Here is a 17,349-nt window from a genome sequence, read left to right on the forward strand (position 1 = left end):
TTGACTTGATTATATCACGGCAAATAGTAAAGGTCAATATTCTCCCGCGCATGTTCCTCTATCCTGTTTCCAGAATCCATCGAATCTTCACGCCTGTGGGATACTTTTCAGGAGTTCGCCGCGGGCGGTTACGGCAATTCCACCCCAATGGCCGGGCCGATGTGAGCCCATCCCGCAGAAACCCGACTGCCCGCAAACTGCTTCCTGATTCCTGCGGCAGCGTATAGGTCACAAACCGATGGTATCCCATCTCCTTCCCTACACGAATGGTAGCTGCGCAGAGTTTGCTGGCGGCGTGGCGGTACACAGGGTCACAACATATTCGATTCAACTCTAATGTACGTCCATCGTTTAGCGCTCTTGCCTTTGGAATACTGGCAATGGCAACGCCAATTCTCGCTCCGTCGCCGGCAACTAGGCCGATGGAGAATTTATGCCCTTGCGGGGCGGAACAGTGGCGATGGTTCTGGCGAACAAATTCCATCGCTTCCTTGATAGACACCGGAGTAATATCCATCGGGGTAATCAGACTGAACCGATCTCCATCGGCATAGCAAAACCTTGGCCAATCATCGTCAGGCTGGCAAATCAGAAAACGCCCCAGCCTGTGAACCACCGGCCAACTGATTTCCCGCTGCTTATCATATACAGAAGTACGTTTTTCCTGTGGAGAAACCGCTAAAGCCATTGGATCAAGCGAAAGAACCGGCCGCTTGACTACTATCGCATTCGTCAGATCGTAGTATTTTCGGTCAGGACTCCCATAGTGGTATATCTGCATATGGACCGGCAGTTTCCAGTCCAATGCCTCCATGATCCGCTCAAACTGTGCTTCTGAATAGGTGGCGCTATCCCGGTACCACTTCCCCTGGATGCGGTAGTTGAAGATATGATAGATCATACCTGTTACGTCACCTTTCCCCGTATCGCTGGCACAACGGCCAGATAGGAATGCAGCCGATGGATACCACGCCACTCATAAAGCGGCGCGGTATCTGCAATATAAAGAGTTAGTGCATCTCCCTCTCGCACTGAGATATGCCGGTTGCGAAGTACGACCAGCAGAGCTTTCCCCTCGACTTCCATCAACATCGCCTTAGGCCGCAGACGCAACGGCGTACGCTCTAACTTCAACACCGTGCCTTCGAGCACAAGATACTGCCCGCGTCGCCCGATGTTATAAAGTCGGAAGGCACTGAATGCCAGTAAAACCGCACACAACAGGAACGGTACGGAGACTGTTATGGAAAAGAAAAGCATCGCCAGGGCAGCCAACACAAGTGTCAGCACAGAAAGCGCCGCCTGTATCAGCATCTGGTGCTGAAGTGCAAGTGGGATATTACAAGCATCCTGTTTCACACCCATTTCCTCCTCTACACCAAAAAAAGCCTGCCCATGCGCAGGAGACGGAGCAACGACATCACAAGGGCGTCCCGTGCCGGGGACCATTCCATCTCTGATTCAAGCGTTCCATCCCAGATCAACTCTTTAGAAGAATAGATTTGCTCAGTGAGTTCCTGGCGGCCCTGTTCTCCCAGCAGCGCAGGCACCGGCTTTGTGCCCTGCTCCTCCAGCCGGATCAATTCGCTGGCGGTCAGCCGCAGTCCTGCCTGTTCAATCCAAGTCCAAATGCGACCGTCATAACCCGTCTGTACTGGTTTGGTATCCGAATCGAGTTCCGGACAGATAATACAGCCGGACAGGAGCCGGTAATGTGCCAGATCCCCCCGCTCCTTCGTGGTGGCGGCCAAGCCGGACTGCTCCAATCTCCGGATGTAGTTCTCTTTCCCGGCAGGCACCTCCTTGGGTGCCTGCTGGGCATTTGTCCATAGTCTCGCCATCTCCGGCCCCAAAGCAAAAACTTTTCCGCAGTGGGACACTCGAAATTCTTCGGTTGATTTCTGAACGGCTAATCCCTTGGATAAGTACATCATGTTATTCACCCCATCTTTATTTGCGTTTGCCCTATTACACAAGAGTGGGGTCCTTTTTACAACAGTGCCATAAATGCAATGGCCAGCAGGATGACTCCAAGCGCCCCTGCCACCAATAAGATGACCTTCTTAATCAACTCCGGATCCAAACGGTCTCTTTGCTGCCCAGCGTCAATGGGCTTGACATCGTTATAGTACCCATCATAGTTGATATCCATAGGGTTCTTTTTCTGTTTTGGTGGGTGCTTCGATGCGGGGTGGGAGCCCTGCCGCTTTTCTGCTCCTATAGAGCGATGTTTCCGAAGCGGAGGCATGGATGTGCTTTTTGCCCCATGTACTGGGATTTGTTTACCGCACTCGGCGCAAAAAGAGGCGGCGCCTCCTACAAGGGAAGCGCCGCAATAGGGACAGAATTTCATAATACCGACTCCTTCTTCCAATTTGATTTCCAGCGTAATCGCTGTCCGTCGCTTAACATAGGAGTAGATATTATGATTATAACATCAAAACATCCGCCTGTCACCCGCGCCAGACTTGCCAGTTCCACTGCCATAAATACTGCCAAATACACTCGCAAATCCTACTTGCCGTGCTGGCTGTACCGACTGAGGTGGCTGTGCCGGCGGCACCGGCTGCTCCGGTGGTTTCCTCGATGCAGAGTCTTGTGCTGGCTGCGGCGGTGCCTGTGCTTTTGACCGTCCAGACGACTTTTTCTCTCGCTCATTGATCCGTGGCCCATGGATTGCCCCCCACTCCGCAGTGTATTTGGCAGAGAGCCAGGCGCGGTAGTGCTCCGCCGTGGTCAGCAGTAGTTCGTTGAGCTGGCGCCAACTGAGGATCACAGAAACATGCTGTTCAGGGTTTGCCCCAAACTTGGGGACAATCAGTCCGGTTTTGTTCTCCTCCCCTGGTCCGCTATCCGCAGTGAGAAAGTAGTCGGACTTGCTTGAGATCGTCAGTTTTACGACCCGGGACAGGCTCTTCCCGTCTGACCGAGATTTGCCGTACTTGGCCAGCTGTTTTGCCGAGGTGCCGCCCAGATGTTCATATAGCGGCTCCTGCTTTTTTTCCTGCTTATATTGCTGCATCCGCATATGCAGGGTGCCGGAGGCAGCCTCCTGAGTCAATGCGAGAAATTCTGGCACATCAATGTAGATATTGATATTACTGGTGTATCGGCTACCTTTCGGCAGTGACGTATCATAGGATACAAATTGCAGATGGACTTTTTCCAGATGGAAACAGTCATTTTTGATCTCCACAAAGCAACCTCTTGCATCTTTTCGAATGATTTGACCCCAATTATCTGCGGACATGGTTTTGCTGTCATTCTCCATATCAGATCACTCGTTTCCATTTTATAATAAATCCGGCATTTTCGGTTTGTCGATGGAACTGTCCTCAGTTTCTTCCGCTTCCAAACTCCAAAATTTTCTGCACAGTGCGTTGAGCTGTTCCGCTGCCGATTCAAACTGGGGCATAAACTCTTTTCCCGTGTCATAGTTAACATAGAGAAGGCTAAAGATGATGTTCCACACCATCTCAAGCGTTCTCGATGGAAAATGGAGATTTTCCATTTTATTCACCATCACACTTAGATTTGCGGTTACTACTGTCCATTCAAGGAAAAAATCATCCTCTTCCGGTATCTGAAACCTAGCCAACCAACTGCGGATTGTGTTATGCCTTTTTGCTGACCCACAATTAAAGTCATTGAGCACATAGCGAACCTTGACGCAATCTTTTGTGACCTCCATGTTTTTGTCCAAAACACCTTCAATGGATGCGACACGCCCTACAGGAAACAGTGCGCAGGCTGTAGGCTTGCAGTCATGGACACTGCAGCGTCCATCATCCCGTAGCAATGGACAACGACGTTGCGGGCCAATTGGCACCATATGGACCAGCGGAATCCGGGACGAATATCCAATCGATACCTCTCCGCACTCCTGGATGACATGCTCTGTGGTCTTACCAAGTTTCTTTGCGATATTGTAGATATCTCGGGCAGTAAACAAAACGGTATCTTGGTTTTTACAACACTTGCCGCAATGGCGGCATTTGAAGTCAAATTCCGAGTCCAAATCCAATAGAGACTGCTCCAATTCTTCCAGCGAACTGCCCTGCTTCAACAATGCTCTGATATCCATAGCCATTCTCCTTACTAATAGACTGCGGGAGCATCCGCTACTCGGATACTCCCGCAATGATTGTGCTCTGTATGGTCTCCGACTGTTCGGGCTTCGATGCCGGCATCAGCCAACATCTGTAGGAACTCCTGTTCTGTGCAGGCTTTCCCTGATCCCTCATCAATAGATTTGTGTGTATTGCTCCGCTACCTCAGCGATGCGCTGGAGCGTGGAGCGCCATGCGGCATCTTCAGATACCTTGGCATCATCCTTGTCCAGAATCTCAACCTCGACACCGGTCAAGGATGCACAGGCGTATACTTCTTGGACACGCCCGTCTTCGACCACGACAAAGATAGTTTTATCTGACTGCTTTTTGCCTTTCACTGCGTTCGGCTCAGTTTCCAAATCATTCACCCCCCCTCACAAGAAATGAAAAGAGGGACGCACCTCGGCGCCCCTCCTTGTGGCCCGAAGGCCCATATATATAAAAAAGCGCCCAAAGGCAAGTCTGCCTTTAGGCGCTTTGAAACACGACTACTGATGACTGTAGATACAGTCAACGGATACTTTATGGCATTATTATACCTGACCACAAGATGAAATGCAAGCCTTATCCGATTACCTCTCCATATCGAGCGAGGATTGCTTTTTGTGCTTGAATGCGTTATATTATAAATATCAGTATCTGTGCCATATGGCAAAGTACACCGTGTTTCATCCATGCCATCACCCTGGGGGCGATGGCATTTTTGTTTTTTGCCAACACTGGCAACAAAGTGAGCGGGATATCCCTATCCCTGCTCACTTTTTTATATAGATTTGCTTCCGGCTCGGAAGCATTCCCTTTGCTCCGGGCCGCAAGGCCCGTTCATTATAAAAGCCTCAGATCATCTAAAAATGAAAGGACTGGTACCATGAAATATCTCGACTTGGCGCAGATTTTTTCCGCACATGAGGCAAATCATCCACGATATCATCTGGATGGGCTGATCACGTTCTCTGACTTTGGTCCGTTCGAAAATCCCAGTTATACACAACTCGACCGCACCTACGCGGTCAGCAGCAATAACAAAGCCTTCCTGCCCAACCGCCTCGGTTTCTCCATCTTTGGTACATGCCTGAACGGCAAAGATCCCCATGTCAGACTGGAACACTATATGCGTCAGCCGAATGGTTGGGTCCCCGGCGAGTGCTGCCTGATCTTTTATCAGTTGCAATGTGTCAGTGACCGGGAATTCTTACAGCCGTCTCTTTATCCAACCCAGCGGCAGGCCATTGAGTCCATGTTGCAGGACTTATGTACCCACGGCCGCTTGGAGTATGACGATGTGCTGACCGCCTTTGATAACGGCAACGGTCAAATCAGCAGCAACGAGTTTGAAGCCTCCCGATCCTCTGCCTGGCTCAATGCTGGTTCTGCGGGTAATTGGGACTGGGTGATCCAGCCCATCTACCTCTATGACACGAAAAAACTCGCTGTAGGAGTTCCTTTTCCAACGCCGGAATGCAATCATGGCACCTCCGGTCCTTCTGAAAAGCAGAAAGACAATAAAGGCGGTGTCTAATATGGGTACAAAAGGGATTCAGAGATTCCACTGTTCAAGGTGCCCGCATCGGTTGACTTATCTCAAGGGCGAACCCCGTCAGGAAGGGTATATCGTGCTGCAGTTTGGTCAGCAGTATTGCACAGCCGGAAAGAAATACCGTATGTTTAAGAAAAAAGATCCCAAAATCTACCCGCCAAATTGGTGTCCAAAACTAAAAAAGCCATGTGAATTTCGTGTTTATGATTTCAAGGACGCAAACACATGGTACTTGCACACCCTACTCAAACGCAAATCGCCTCCCGACGGGTACCAGTACGCCGTGCGGTTATCTGGGACAGTAAACTTGACTCCTTCAGCATTCTTTTCCATGGCGAAGCGAAAAGGTGCATCTGAACTTTTGGGGGTCATGGTCAAAATAGGGGAAATTGTAGAGATCGACGATGGTCTTACCAGCAACTGCTTCTATTTGACGCTGAGCGGTGTGAAATATCTGCCTTATTGGGATACGGCCCGTGCGCGAAAAAACGAATATGCTTGCAAAAACACCGATAACTGACGAAAATACATGCGCACAATCAAAATTGGAGGTTTGATTTATAATGGAAAACATCACAAAAGGCCCAAACATTGTATTTTGCAAAATCTGTGGTGCTATGCTAACCTGGGAGCATCCTGAGGGATCTGGTCATTATCAGGCATCCAGTGATTTTATCGGTGGCGATATCTGTCGCAGTTGCTTGGCTGAGCGGCAGGAAACTGGTTGTTCTACGCCTGAATTTCCATATAGCGCGGGCCAGACTGGTGACATTTCTGAATCAGTGGAGCATGTTCAAATCGCGCTTTTCCAGGCACCGTTTGCTTCTCTGCACGAGCACGGGCTACTTATAAAGATGTATGACTGTGAGCAGCCCTTCTCCGGTCCTGTCCCGTCACAGTATTATATGCCTGTGTTCAGCGGAGAGATTGAGATCCGCGGTATGCTACCCAAGGAGCCTCAATTGCGCACATCCTATATCTTAGAGCAGTTCTATTGTCTCTATAACCGAGATGACCGCCCAAATCCGATGACCAGCCGCAGTCTGTCCGTGGGCGACGTAGTACAGTTGGAAAACCAATTTTTCCTTTGTTCTGCCGCCAGTTTTATCCCGGTTGCGTTTGAGCCGGTAGCGGAAACAGCCAAGACCCCCGCAGACACTCTTATCATGCCAAATGGCACTGTACTCCAGGTCAAAATATGCTCTGAGGACGAATACCCTTGCATCAACATTGACCTCGTGCAAGCAGATGGTGAAAACGAGCGAGTCTGCTTCGTTGAACACAATCCTGAAAAAGAACTGGGGCAGGAATTGTGCATCGGCGTCTATTGCTCCACAGAGGAAGACACTGTCTATTACGGCAGTTATAACCAGGGTGATAATCATGCAGAATCTCTATGACCCGCCAGATCTCTGTGGCATAGATACCGAATCAAGTCTGCGCCTCTCATCTATATCCACATTCCATTCTACGAACAAAGAGGTAGAACCATGGGAAAATTCAAGGATCTTACCGGCCAAACATTCGGGAAATTGACAGTTATCAAAAGAGTAGAAGATCAGAAGGCCGGACGCCCAACGTGGCTGTGCCAATGTGAGTGTGGTAATTTGACAACTGTATCATCCACCCGCCTCATGCGGCCTAACGGCACAAGGTCATGTGGCTGTCTCAAACACCAGCGCTCCCCCTCCCTGATTGATCTGACAGGTCAAACTTTTGGACGCCTGAAAGTGCTACGCAGGGATGAAACGGCACCCGGCAGCCGCATAAAATGGATTTGCCAATGTAAGTGTGGTAATACGGTTTCTGTTTTATCTTCCAGCCTTCGCAATGGGAAAACAAAGTCCTGCGGTTGCTCTCAGTCTCCAGTCAAGTATGACCTGACTGGTCAGGAATTTGGGTATCTCCTTGTCATCGGGCGTGTGACAAATCCGCACATTCGAAGCCACGATGTCCGGTGGAAGTGCTTGTGTCGGAATTGCGGCCGCATTGTCCAAGTCGATAGTTACTGGCTTAGGACCAGTGACCCATACGGTCACTGTAGATGTACGCGATTCAACAAGCCCCAAAACACTCACGACGGGTCCCAATAAAATTTGTGATACGGGTATTGTGACCAGAATTCTGCATTTACATTGCATCGGCCTAAATTGCTAAGCGGGGTGCCAGTCGGCCCCCGCTCTTTTTATGTCGCCATGCAGCAAGCATATTTACATCATTGGATGGCGAATTTTGCCAAGGATGCCCGTCTCTGTCTGCAACGCCTAAAGAGAATCGCCACTTTCATTCTTTTCAAATTGTGCTATAATAGTTTCATGTCAATTGGGCGCAGAGAGGAAACCTGCCTGTGAGTTATCTTTCTATCTTCCGTACAAATGAGAATCAAAAGCAGAAATGGGACTCTATTATCTACGAAATCAGTGAATTCGTGTCAGCTTTTTTCTGGGATGAGGCTCCAGATAAATATGGACTGGAAGCCCGGGAAGGCCAGCAGGATATGGCGTTTGCAATTTTGGACGCCGTCCGCGGAAATTACCACTTCGCAGTTGAAGCTGGTGTAGGGATTGGGAAGTCATTCGCGTACCTGGTTCCTTTGCTTCTATATAATAAGAAAACAGGCCTCCCAGTTATCATTGCCACATCTACAATCGCACTGCAGGAACAGTTGATGGATGACATAAAGAGGCTTAGTCCTATGCTCAATGTCACACCCGATGTGCTTTTGGCCAAAGGCCAAACACACTATGTCTGTCAACTGCGGGCCAACGATTATTTTGCTTCCCCGGAAGGCCAGCAGTTTGCTCGGCTGAAACAGAAGATTGTTGAGGGCTGCCAAGACCGTCGCGCTTTCTCTCCCCCGATCCCAGCCAATGTCTGGGAGAAAATCAATATTGTACGATACAGCCGCCGTGCCTGTCTTGGTTGCCCGTTCTCATCGCAGTGTCAATATGCCAGACTCCGTGACGAACTGAAATTTACAAACGGTATTATCCTGTGCAATCAGGATTTGTTGACGGCGCACCTATTCAAGCGGAGCCGTGACCAAGGTGGCCTGCTAAGCGATCTGGTTCAGTTTGTGGTGGTTGACGAGGCCCACAATCTGGAGGATAAGGTGCGAAGCGCAACCACAGAGCGGTTTGGGGAGCGCCAGTTGATCCACGCAATCAATTCCGCAGTAAAATCAGTTCGAGGCGAGGAGCGGGAATTTATCCTTGAGGACGCGGATGATGTGGTCTGTTCCGTTCGTGCCCTTTATAGCAACTTGAACTCGCAGATGCGTATGCAGATTACGCAGCCGGCCCGTGACATGAAATATGCCGACCGTTTCTTTTTCCGCGATGAGGATGGTGCAGTTGACTTAATCCGAGCAGTTTCCAGGCAACTGCAAAAATTGTCCAGTTCCGTCCAGGTCTTTGGCAGCAGGGATTATCGCAGAGGTGACAGTTCATCTGGCGCCGACGAGTTGGACGCCGCTACACAGTCATTCAAAGAACTGGCGTCAGATTTTGACAGGCAGTTATTGTGGCTGGAACGCCGAGGCCAGACCGCGGATTTGTCTTTCTGCCCCAAAAACACCAAAGACATTCTGAAAAAACTCTATTTCAGCAGTAAAATCCGAGTCATCCTGACCTCTGCCACACTGACTTCAGCAGTAGGCGGGCCATTAGAAAATCAATACGCCTACTTCCTGCACAACACCGGATTTCCTGTGGGCCGAACTGGTATCTTGTCTGAGCCCCATCCTTCTCCTTACCCCTATGATGAGCATGCCATGATCTATTTCTGCGATGATCTGCCCCACCCAACGCGGGATCATGAGGCGTTCATTGAGAAGGGTGTTGAGCGGCTTATTCAGGTCCTTAATATATCTCAGGGGAAGGCTCTGGTGCTGTTTACCGCCAAGACGGATATGGAAGAAGTCTATGCAGCGCTTCAAAGCAGAAATCTTCCATACAAAATTCTCATTCAGCAAAACGGTGCCTCCCAAGAACGTGTTCTGCAGGCGTTCCGAAATGATGTTAATTCTGTCCTTCTGGGGACTGGGGCCTATTGGGAGGGAATCAGCATTGAGGGCAAGAGTCTATCCAATCTTGTCATCTTCCGCCTGCCATTCCCGGTACCCGATCCTATTATTGAGTATAAGGCCTCCATTGCCAAGGACGCCATGATGGATGTCCGGGTTCCAGAAATGATTATTAAACTCAAGCAGGGAATCGGCAGACTGATCCGTAATTTCAGCGACACCGGGATCGTGTCCATCATCGACAGCCGTCTCAGGGACACCCAGCCGGAGCGATACCACGATATTACTTGGAACTCGCTGCCTATCCATCGCCGCACCACTGATCTCCAAGAGATCGAAGCCTTTTATCATACGGTATGCGATTGAGGCCGGTTTGCAATCATTTGTATTTGCACCAAATGAACGCAAAAATAGCGCGGGGGACCTGTTCGGACCCCCGCGCTATTCCTATTTACGACTCTGGTATCTCCATATCCAACGCCGCCAGAATATCTTCTTCCAGCAGACAGCCAGCGACCAGCGGCAGCCGCTTGGCATACGCTGTGCGCAGCATACGATAGTCCAAACCATTGAACCGAACACGATCCAAACCATCCATATCCTTGCAGATGTAGTATAGGTGAATCACCCGCTCTTTCTCCTTACGTGAGAGTCCAGGCTCAGACATAATCGCCGCAACACCAGTGATGTCATCGTGGCAGTGGTGGGTGATCACCAGTTCCGCGATTCGGTATTCTTTTCGACTTAACCGAATTCCACGCAAGCGGATTCCCTTTTTACGGATCAGAGCAACAGACTGTTCCCCATGGCTATCATCCCGGTCATCCGTTGTCCGTCCGATGTCATGGAGTAGGCTGAAATAAATCAGGATTTGCCGGTCCGCCTCGCTCAAAGGATCCCCTGCATTGTGAATGTAAATAAGCGAGAGCAGCAGCACCCGCAGGATATGCTTCAGGCCATGAACTTGGAATAATGCCTCCTCTTGGTAGCCCAGCAACCGTGCCTGCTTTCCATAATACTGAAACTCCGCCAGTGTTGGGGCCAGAATTTGAGGGACAGTCTCTTTTGCGGCAGGGATCATATCCTCATACCCATAGTCCGATATGGTACCCGGCAGAACAACCACCTCATTTTCCATTGAATACCCAGGAAAATAGGCGATAATCTGTTCTGATTTGACATGGGCTACTGCAATGCGGGTCCCCTGCCCAGAACGATTGGCAAACCAGAGTGCATTTCCCGGGTGACTGCTCCAAGAGATCGCCCGCTCGGGCGGCAGAGACTGTGTGCCCATGCCGCGGTAGATTGTGATACGGCCGTCTGCATCAGGCCGAGGCAGCGGAGTGGGCGGTGCGTATTGAAACACATATTCCAACACCTCCGGCGGCCACATATCATTCGCATAGTCAATTCGCTTATAAATATCATGCCAGATGGAAAACACCTGCTCCCGAGGAATATCGCGGTATCTCCGCTGAAAGTCATAAATCAGCATGACCATCGGTACGCATTTCAAATAAAAACTCTTCCATTCTCCAGCTGCTAGTTCAGGGCAGATCCCACCATACTTGGTCAAGGCGCGTAACTCTGCCTGCCCAGTATCTTGGATGTATTGACGCTGCAGAAAAATAGCTGCATATTTGCCTTGATCGTAGTCTGCGTAATAGGTGTTGAATATTTGTCTTGTTGGGTCATGGACCACCTTCCTGATATCCAGTCCATAGGAGGAAAGCACAGCAGATAATTCTGAGTAGGTTAATCCATCCTCAGACTGTGCTGAAATGAATTCCTCTGTCAAAGGTTCGAACCGAGTCATAACACCTCGTACCTTTTTTAGGATCGTTAATTTTTGCACAGTATCTCTCCTTTTTTCAGTCTAAAGAAATGCCTCTGCGTCGAACATGACAGCGGTTCGTATTAAAGCAGCTTTGCTCACCGGTTCTCTGCACCGCCCTTTCGTACTATCCGGTGTTGGTTTCCAACCGTCACCGACAATACCGCAAACCATGTTCCGGTGCTTCTCAGTTATACGGACACCTCTTTTGCGGTACGCTGATAGGCGGCCCACCGAATGTTCGGTGGACCGCCCAATTTGTTCTACCGCCAAAATAAGATATGGCCGCCCAGGGATATCAGCAGCTGATAGAAACCCTCGAATTCCATTGCGCTATGAATCCCGAAGCGGAGCCGGCATTTTAACTCCTTGCTGTCTACAGGCACGCAGAAGTTGTATTGGAAATTGCAGATCTGCTGGCCTGTGTAGGGAGTCAGTTGGTCGCTCTCATAGGTCCCAAGATAAACTGGCGTCTCATACGCCTCTGCCATCGCCTGCACCAGTTCTCTGCTTATGTCGTTGATTGGCCTCTGAACGGAGACACAGTGGCCTGCCTCAAACACATATTTATTTACTTCTTCCAAAACAGACTCCAGATGACTCTTTTCCTTCCTGCCCGAGGTGTCCCCCTTTAATTTTGCATGAATTGTCTCTAGTTCTGTAGAGAGGGAAGCATACTGGGTGTTCAGTTCTTGTAAGAGTTGGCCGCACTCCTCACAGTCCAGCAGATGCGCTTCATCCAGCACAAACTGCTCCATCATATCGCTGGTAACAGCGTCATACGGCAGACAGAGTGTGCCCTCTTGTACGGGCAGGAACACAACGCCCAGATAGCCATTATGGCAGACAGGACAGACCTGACACCGTTCATCGCCAAACTGCTGTCGATACCGTGTCCGAATTGGTTCCAGATCCGTGAAGTCTGCGCCGCCGTTCCGGAGCAGTTCCAGGACCTCCCGGATCGTAGCCAGTTGACCTTGGCGCTCTGTGCCGGAAGACGCACAGCGATTCACTCCGGTGGTGCGTCCGCCTTGGGCCCCATGTTGTTCTGCAAATCGCTCGCTCATTTCCTATTCCCCCTCAACTTTCCTCAATTTTTCGGATATACCGGATGTTAATTCCCAGCCTCTCCGCATGGTGGATTTCTTTTGCCATGCCGTCGCTGATACGCTCTCCGCAGACCCACATCTCGCTGCAGGCCGCCAAAAGGTGATATCCTAATGTGAGACCCAGTTCCCGCTGCTCTGGGATCGTATCGTCAAGTATCTGCGGGTAGATGAGATGGGAGGCGACTGGCGTATAACCCCGTTGGATGGCAAATTGGCAGCACTGAATAGCAAACTGTGTGTTCCCCGCGATGTCCCCGGCATAGGGTGATGCGATATAGATCAATTTGCTCTGCGGTGTATTCCCCAGGATGCCAGATCCTGCATACTGCGCCCCATACTTTTGAGCAACCGCCCTATGCGCGTCAAGTTTATCCCGGGCCTGGACAGCCTCGATGCGCGGTGGCCCGTTCTGAAAGGAAACTTCCAGCCAAAAAACAAGTTCATGCTCCACGCTGGCTCACCTCCTTCCTGAAAAACTGATCCAGTTTCCGGCATTGCGCATACATCGGCTCCGTCAACATTTTGAGTTGTTCATCACTTGGGTTCCTTCTGGTGCCAAAGGACATTGGAGCACGCCATACCCATTTTCTCCAGAGATAGACTGGCGTGTACCAGCGGCTATATTCTTTCATGGAGATGCAATCCCCTTGGACAACAACAGCGGGAATCCCATAGAGCGAAAGGTGGATGTAGGTCATTTGCGCACAGGCAATGTCACAATCAGATGCCTGAATGACAAGCTGCTCGGATGGATTGAGCCCATTTCTTATTGCTTCTTCCACCGCTGCAAGCAACAATATCCCACTACCGCTGTTAGGGTCATTTAGTGTAAAGAACCCCTCAGAGGGCAGTTCATAATGGTTGCCGATGGTTGTGATTTTCGCCAGCAGCCTTGCCACATCCTGCGGAGTGAAATCCTGCTTTAGTGCGCGATTGTCTGCGCCGAACTCACAGTAAGTCGAGCCCAGCAGATCCTCATAGATGCCACCTTCCACATTCCTTACAACAGTGTGAGCGAGTTCCCGAAATGTGTGTGCAAACGCGGTCCGTTCTTCTTCCTTATACCGCTTCAGCAGTTTGTCCAAGGATGTCTTCCGTTCCTGATGTACGTGGTCAGTCTGAACAGAAATGTTTAATGCGCAGTAGTCGATAAAATCCCGATAGACCTCACGCCTGTGGATCCTGCCGCGGGTGATTTCAGCAGTCTGCGCGAGTAGACTGGTAAATTCTTTGTTATGATTCATGGACTCCTCCCTAATAAAAGGCTCGGGACTGGGATGCACTATCACACGCCCAGCCCCAAATATATTTGTTGGATTACATACGGTTTGCTCATCGTTATCAGTTCTGTATCTGGCAATACCGTTGCTGGTATATCCGCGCCATTTCCCGTTTCTCGCCGCCGCTGAGTTGTGCGGCGTAGCCGGGATCACACCCATCCTCCCAGGGATATTTCCCGTCCGGATCGCAGATCAGAACCCGCAGCACACGCTTAAAGTAAGCATCCGGCACTGCGGGACTTGTTTCGAACAGATAGCACGGAAGTGTGAACACATCATCCTCCCGGTCACCAGAATGGTATCGCTTTCCTTTTTCCGCAATCTCTATACCCACCAGATTGAGTATCATGGCCGCTTTTTTCTGCACTACGGGCAAATTAAGTTCCAGTTCCAAACTGCCGTATCGGTTGAGACCATGCGTATGGCTGCTCGGCCTCTCACTGAGAATGTAGTGGATAATCCAATCAGGTTTTATTGTCGTTGCACCTCCCGTTTTCTTCGCCTGTGCTATTATCGGCTACAAGAGCCGGCAATGGCAGGACACCCATTAAAAGGAGCCTGATGGCGGTCTGGTAGCCAATTAAAAAAGCATGGTCCAACTCCTTGGTCATACGGCTGTTTGCAAGGCATTCATACTGGCTGAGCACATCCTGATGTTCCGGCCCCAAAGCCCGCGAGATTTCTTCCTGCAGTTGTAGGATCTGTCTGTCGATTTCTCTCAGATCATCGGAATCATGGGAAGTCGCCTCTTCAAAGGCATCCCAGTACCCATCCATGAAATCATGAAAGAATGCGGCAATTTCCTCTTGATCAGGAGCCTGGCCGCCCACCGTTTGCGCCAGTTGCCGGAGCGCCAACTCCAGCGTAATTCGACGGTTTTCAAGAACAGTTCGCATCGCGTTGTGTGCATTCAGCATTTTCAACATTGTAATACATCTCCTATAAATTTTTCAGTGTTCTGCTTGGGACTATATAAAAACAAACGCATGGATCTGTTCTTGATCCATGCGCTTGGTGCCTGATTGGCCTGATCCATATGGACGGCCTATATATGGCCGAAAACAAAAAACTCCCAAAGATCACATGATCCCTGGGAGTTTTGAAACACGGCTACTATGTTCACCTGTGGTAAACAACGGATACTATATAATTTTATTATAGCCGGATTATCCACCGATTGCAAGAGGGGCCTCCGTTGTCAAATGCTTTTTATTTTCAGCATCGTGGAGGTAAAGTTCCAAAGCCTGCCGGATGATATGTGAATGAGCCCGATGTACAAATCCGTATTCGTCAGAGCAATATCGTTCGAATGTGCGCCCATTCAACTCTTGTTCTTTATTGCGGAATTGGTTGAGACGGACTTGTCCAAGACCAACCGGACAGGCTGCCTCTGCAATGATACGTATGTCTTCTGCTGTGTAGGGTTCCTTCCACCGCCCATCGCGGAAGAAATAGAGAATCGTACTCAATGTGGCGGGGCAGTAACTAGCCGCTTTTAACGAAAAATTATAATCAAAATATTTCTTTGGAATATACTGAACATTTATCGAGTGGCAACACTCAAGCGCAACATGACAAAGCCTCAGTGTGCGTTTTTCCACAGGAATATCGCGCAGACTGCACCGGTTGTTACGGAGCGCGGCTTCTAACAGTTCCTCTGTATGATGGTGAGTAGATACATCCGCAAGGGAATATTGGGAGTAAGTAGTATCTTTCATGGCCTGCAGAGCTTCTTCATAGGTCTGTTGCCATTTGGGGCTGAGAATCATAAAAGATTTCCCTCCTTTTTTCATTGTCAACGGATATCTCTGCGATGGCAGAAAACGCCTATCCAACATTACAATAAATTGGTGACTTTGACGTAGAGGTCGATATGCCGATTGAATTCGCGGTCCTCGGCCTCCTCACGGAGAGCCTCGACAAAATCGTCAAAGTTGTCGTAGGTGGTGGTCAGCTGGCCGATTTTAAGCACATACCTCATCTTCTTTGTTTTCTCGTTGTACATGGTCTGATTTCTCCCAAATCTGGTTATTCGGAATATCCTGAATGCTGTGCGGAGCATGGAGATATCCCTATACTCCGCACAGCACTGGTTGCATCTATGGTCCAGGCAAAAACTGAGTTCTCAATACGCTTTTTCTGCCTGGAGCCATTCAACAGCCTGATTCAGAAGGAGTTTCGAAGTTGTCGCATCGATCTCCACCTCAAGTTCAAAGTCCTGCTCCCCATTCTTTGCGCTGTTATTGACATAGATCATGGACAGACGGACGCTCTGTACCCGGGTGTCGTAAATGCAGTAGAGGTTGATGTAGTCATCATTTTGATCCGTTTCCACATGAATGCCTGCAAAAACGGAATCCACATGGAACCAACAGGGGATATAGAAGGTAATGGTGTGATCATCCACCCACTCCGGATCCTCCAACCGTAATTCCTCGATGGTCAACGGCCGAAGCAGAGCGGTATTCTGGAATGGCTTCACCCTACGGCCTCCATTTCTTCTTGCGGAGGTTTGCCAGTTGTCAGCCAGGCTTCCCAGCACGATTTACAATTGTACTTGTCACATGTGAAATCGCCAGACTCAAGCGGGAACGGCGGACAGGCACCGCAGATCAGCTGTGCCATATGCTCTACCTCCATATTCGGCGACCGGAGCATAACAAGCCCGGGACAGTCTGATGTTGCCGGACATTCTCCCGGCCCCAGCACTAACTCAATGACACGCTCCATCGCCTCGGCAAATGCCTTTCGGGGGATGGAACTGCGATACCGCTCCAGCACGGAACTGGTGATCTGGATGATCTCATTGGACTTATTCATGCCTGTTCACCCCTTCTGTATCCACAGGAACTGTTATGGCCGGTTTGAGCGGCCGCATCTCTTCATAGAGTTCCTGCCGACGCTTTTCTGAAATGAGGCCCAACTGCCGGGCGAGGTCAATAGAGCCGATGTGCGACCAGTACCACGCCAAGCGTGATGCCTCTGAAGCGTCCGGATTTTTGATGCTCCGGCTTGCCTCCTGCTGCATGTCAGCTAAGTGGGTTTCAATATTCGTTCCGTTCTCCGCCCACGCACTGCCGCATGTGGGGCAGTATTGGAACGGCGGCAATGAGGCATTACATACCGGACAGGGCTCACCCTCCTCCAGTTCGTAGAGCACCACAGCATCTCCGGGCCGTTCATCCATCATATCCAGGCAACCGTTACCTCCCATTGTTACCTCTGTACAGTCGAGGAGAAGGGCATAACGGCCACTCCATCGCTGTTGGTCTTCATAATGCAGGATATCGGTAATCTCAGGGATCGTCAGTTTCCCACGCTTTTTTGTGATGACAACACATGGGGTATTATGGTAGTCGTAATCACGGGTAACGCTGATTCCACGCTTCATGTGATCCATCCTTTCTACATTGTAAACATTATGCTGCAGCCATGTTCAGCTTGGTTTCGCCG

General features: G+C 50.0%; 22 protein-coding genes. 4 read left to right on the forward strand and 18 right to left on the reverse strand.

The genetic code is table 11. The features are described from left to right. Positions 1-58: 58 nt before the first annotated feature. The 7 genes from NE584_RS07625 to NE584_RS07655 form a co-directional block, all read right to left on the reverse strand. Positions 59-901 carry an XF1762 family protein gene (locus tag NE584_RS07625; RefSeq protein WP_050624411.1) on the reverse strand — a complete coding sequence of 281 codons (843 nt, stop codon included), beginning with the start codon at positions 899-901 and terminating at the stop codon, positions 59-61. 5 nt (positions 902-906) lie between these two features. Further along, a complete protein-coding gene (locus NE584_RS07630; protein WP_055180026.1) occupies positions 907-1,359 on the reverse strand; it encodes a hypothetical protein in 453 nt (150 codons plus the stop codon). Between the two features lie 14 nt (positions 1,360-1,373). Continuing rightward, a complete protein-coding gene (locus tag NE584_RS07635; RefSeq protein ID WP_055180025.1) occupies positions 1,374-1,934 on the reverse strand; it encodes a hypothetical protein in 561 nt (186 codons plus the stop codon). Between the two features lie 56 nt (positions 1,935-1,990). Further along, positions 1,991-2,353 (reverse strand): zinc ribbon domain-containing protein, encoded by a 363-nt coding sequence (locus tag NE584_RS07640; RefSeq protein ID WP_145996906.1) that lies wholly within the window; start codon positions 2,351-2,353, stop codon positions 1,991-1,993. 84 nt (positions 2,354-2,437) lie between these two features. Further along, entirely contained in the window at positions 2,438-3,271 is an 834-nt protein-coding gene (locus tag NE584_RS07645; protein WP_101693834.1) for a hypothetical protein, read from the reverse strand. Positions 3,272-3,292: 21 nt separating this feature from the next. Beyond that, the gene (locus tag NE584_RS07650; RefSeq protein ID WP_055180021.1) at positions 3,293-4,084 is read right to left on the reverse strand and encodes a YkgJ family cysteine cluster protein; all 792 of its coding nucleotides are present in this window, start codon (positions 4,082-4,084) and stop codon (positions 3,293-3,295) included. Between the two features lie 159 nt (positions 4,085-4,243). Continuing rightward, entirely contained in the window at positions 4,244-4,471 is a 228-nt protein-coding gene (locus NE584_RS07655; RefSeq protein WP_055180019.1) for a hypothetical protein, read from the reverse strand. A 509-nt stretch (positions 4,472-4,980) separates the two neighbouring features. On the opposite strand from NE584_RS07655, the gene NE584_RS07660 reads away from it, so the two are divergent. From NE584_RS07660 to NE584_RS07675, 4 genes are all read left to right on the forward strand, one after another. Continuing rightward, on the forward strand, positions 4,981-5,631 hold the full coding sequence (locus NE584_RS07660) for a hypothetical protein (RefSeq protein ID WP_055180017.1): 651 nt from the start codon (positions 4,981-4,983) through the stop codon (positions 5,629-5,631). A 52-nt stretch (positions 5,632-5,683) separates the two neighbouring features. Further along, positions 5,684-6,169 (forward strand): hypothetical protein, encoded by a 486-nt coding sequence (locus NE584_RS07665; RefSeq protein WP_145996907.1) that lies wholly within the window; start codon positions 5,684-5,686, stop codon positions 6,167-6,169. 43 nt (positions 6,170-6,212) lie between these two features. Beyond that, the gene (locus NE584_RS07670; RefSeq protein ID WP_145996908.1) at positions 6,213-7,049 is read left to right on the forward strand and encodes a hypothetical protein; all 837 of its coding nucleotides are present in this window, start codon (positions 6,213-6,215) and stop codon (positions 7,047-7,049) included. Between the two features lie 947 nt (positions 7,050-7,996). Next, the gene (locus NE584_RS07675; protein WP_081032408.1) at positions 7,997-10,039 is read left to right on the forward strand and encodes an ATP-dependent DNA helicase; all 2,043 of its coding nucleotides are present in this window, start codon (positions 7,997-7,999) and stop codon (positions 10,037-10,039) included. An 85-nt stretch (positions 10,040-10,124) separates the two neighbouring features. Here the strand turns inward: NE584_RS07675 and NE584_RS19850 are convergent, their stop codons facing one another. From NE584_RS19850 to NE584_RS07730, 11 genes are all read right to left on the reverse strand, one after another. After that, on the reverse strand, positions 10,125-11,528 hold the full coding sequence (locus NE584_RS19850; protein WP_055180009.1) for an HD domain-containing protein: 1,404 nt from the start codon (positions 11,526-11,528) through the stop codon (positions 10,125-10,127). 242 nt (positions 11,529-11,770) lie between these two features. Then, on the reverse strand, positions 11,771-12,574 hold the full coding sequence (locus NE584_RS07685; RefSeq protein WP_055180007.1) for a hypothetical protein: 804 nt from the start codon (positions 12,572-12,574) through the stop codon (positions 11,771-11,773). Between the two features lie 13 nt (positions 12,575-12,587). Next, on the reverse strand, positions 12,588-13,067 hold the full coding sequence (locus NE584_RS07690) for a DUF4406 domain-containing protein (protein WP_055180005.1): 480 nt from the start codon (positions 13,065-13,067) through the stop codon (positions 12,588-12,590). After that, the gene (locus tag NE584_RS07695; RefSeq protein WP_055180003.1) at positions 13,057-13,860 is read right to left on the reverse strand and encodes a hypothetical protein; all 804 of its coding nucleotides are present in this window, start codon (positions 13,858-13,860) and stop codon (positions 13,057-13,059) included. The genes NE584_RS07690 and NE584_RS07695 overlap by 11 nt, the downstream gene beginning before the upstream one ends. A 97-nt stretch (positions 13,861-13,957) precedes the next feature. Beyond that, positions 13,958-14,410, reverse strand: coding sequence for a DUF4262 domain-containing protein (locus tag NE584_RS07700; protein ID WP_110441011.1), 453 nt, complete (start codon positions 14,408-14,410; stop codon positions 13,958-13,960). Then, positions 14,361-14,822 carry a hypothetical protein gene (locus NE584_RS07705; RefSeq protein ID WP_055179999.1) on the reverse strand — a complete coding sequence of 154 codons (462 nt, stop codon included), beginning with the start codon at positions 14,820-14,822 and terminating at the stop codon, positions 14,361-14,363. Before NE584_RS07705 ends, NE584_RS07700 begins: the two co-directional genes overlap by 50 nt. 240 nt (positions 14,823-15,062) lie before the next feature. Next, positions 15,063-15,665 carry a hypothetical protein gene (locus NE584_RS07710; protein WP_055179997.1) on the reverse strand — a complete coding sequence of 201 codons (603 nt, stop codon included), beginning with the start codon at positions 15,663-15,665 and terminating at the stop codon, positions 15,063-15,065. Positions 15,666-15,733: 68 nt separating this feature from the next. Then, positions 15,734-15,901 (reverse strand): hypothetical protein, encoded by a 168-nt coding sequence (locus tag NE584_RS07715; protein WP_162598996.1) that lies wholly within the window; start codon positions 15,899-15,901, stop codon positions 15,734-15,736. Between the two features lie 120 nt (positions 15,902-16,021). After that, complete coding sequence (locus NE584_RS07720; RefSeq protein WP_055179995.1) at positions 16,022-16,378, reverse strand: hypothetical protein; 357 nt, start codon at positions 16,376-16,378, stop codon at positions 16,022-16,024. Continuing rightward, the gene (locus NE584_RS07725) at positions 16,375-16,716 is read right to left on the reverse strand and encodes a hypothetical protein (protein ID WP_055179993.1); all 342 of its coding nucleotides are present in this window, start codon (positions 16,714-16,716) and stop codon (positions 16,375-16,377) included. Before NE584_RS07725 ends, NE584_RS07720 begins: the two co-directional genes overlap by 4 nt. Then, positions 16,709-17,287 carry a hypothetical protein gene (locus NE584_RS07730; protein ID WP_055179992.1) on the reverse strand — a complete coding sequence of 193 codons (579 nt, stop codon included), beginning with the start codon at positions 17,285-17,287 and terminating at the stop codon, positions 16,709-16,711. The genes NE584_RS07725 and NE584_RS07730 overlap by 8 nt, the downstream gene beginning before the upstream one ends. Positions 17,288-17,349 lie beyond the last annotated feature (62 nt).

The organism is Clostridium sp. DFI.5.61 (genome assembly GCF_024462915.1).
Classification (GTDB): Bacteria; Bacillota; Clostridia; order Oscillospirales; family Oscillospiraceae; genus Lawsonibacter; species Lawsonibacter asaccharolyticus.

Bases quoted from the DNA above. Each gene is read 5' to 3' on its own strand.
- NE584_RS07625 (WP_050624411.1), bottom strand. From the start codon at position 901: ATGATCTATCATATCTTCAACTACCGCATCCAGGGGAAGTGGTACCGG.
- NE584_RS07635 (WP_055180025.1), bottom strand. From the start codon at position 1,934: ATGATGTACTTATCCAAGGGATTAGCCGTTCAGAAATCAACCGAAGAA.
- NE584_RS07640 (WP_145996906.1), bottom strand. From the start codon at position 2,353: ATGAAATTCTGTCCCTATTGCGGCGCTTCCCTTGTAGGAGGCGCCGCC.
- NE584_RS07645 (WP_101693834.1), bottom strand. From the start codon at position 3,271: ATGGAGAATGACAGCAAAACCATGTCCGCAGATAATTGGGGTCAAATC.
- NE584_RS07650 (WP_055180021.1), bottom strand. From the start codon at position 4,084: ATGGATATCAGAGCATTGTTGAAGCAGGGCAGTTCGCTGGAAGAATTG.
- NE584_RS07660 (WP_055180017.1), top strand. From the start codon at position 4,981: ATGAAATATCTCGACTTGGCGCAGATTTTTTCCGCACATGAGGCAAAT.
- NE584_RS07670 (WP_145996908.1), top strand. From the start codon at position 6,213: ATGGAAAACATCACAAAAGGCCCAAACATTGTATTTTGCAAAATCTGT.
- NE584_RS07685 (WP_055180007.1), bottom strand. From the start codon at position 12,574: ATGAGCGAGCGATTTGCAGAACAACATGGGGCCCAAGGCGGACGCACC.
- NE584_RS07695 (WP_055180003.1), bottom strand. From the start codon at position 13,860: ATGAATCATAACAAAGAATTTACCAGTCTACTCGCGCAGACTGCTGAA.
- NE584_RS07705 (WP_055179999.1), bottom strand. From the start codon at position 14,822: ATGTTGAAAATGCTGAATGCACACAACGCGATGCGAACTGTTCTTGAA.
- NE584_RS07710 (WP_055179997.1), bottom strand. From the start codon at position 15,665: ATGATTCTCAGCCCCAAATGGCAACAGACCTATGAAGAAGCTCTGCAG.
- NE584_RS07715 (WP_162598996.1), bottom strand. From the start codon at position 15,901: ATGTACAACGAGAAAACAAAGAAGATGAGGTATGTGCTTAAAATCGGC.
- NE584_RS07725 (WP_055179993.1), bottom strand. From the start codon at position 16,716: ATGAATAAGTCCAATGAGATCATCCAGATCACCAGTTCCGTGCTGGAG.
- NE584_RS07730 (WP_055179992.1), bottom strand. From the start codon at position 17,287: ATGAAGCGTGGAATCAGCGTTACCCGTGATTACGACTACCATAATACC.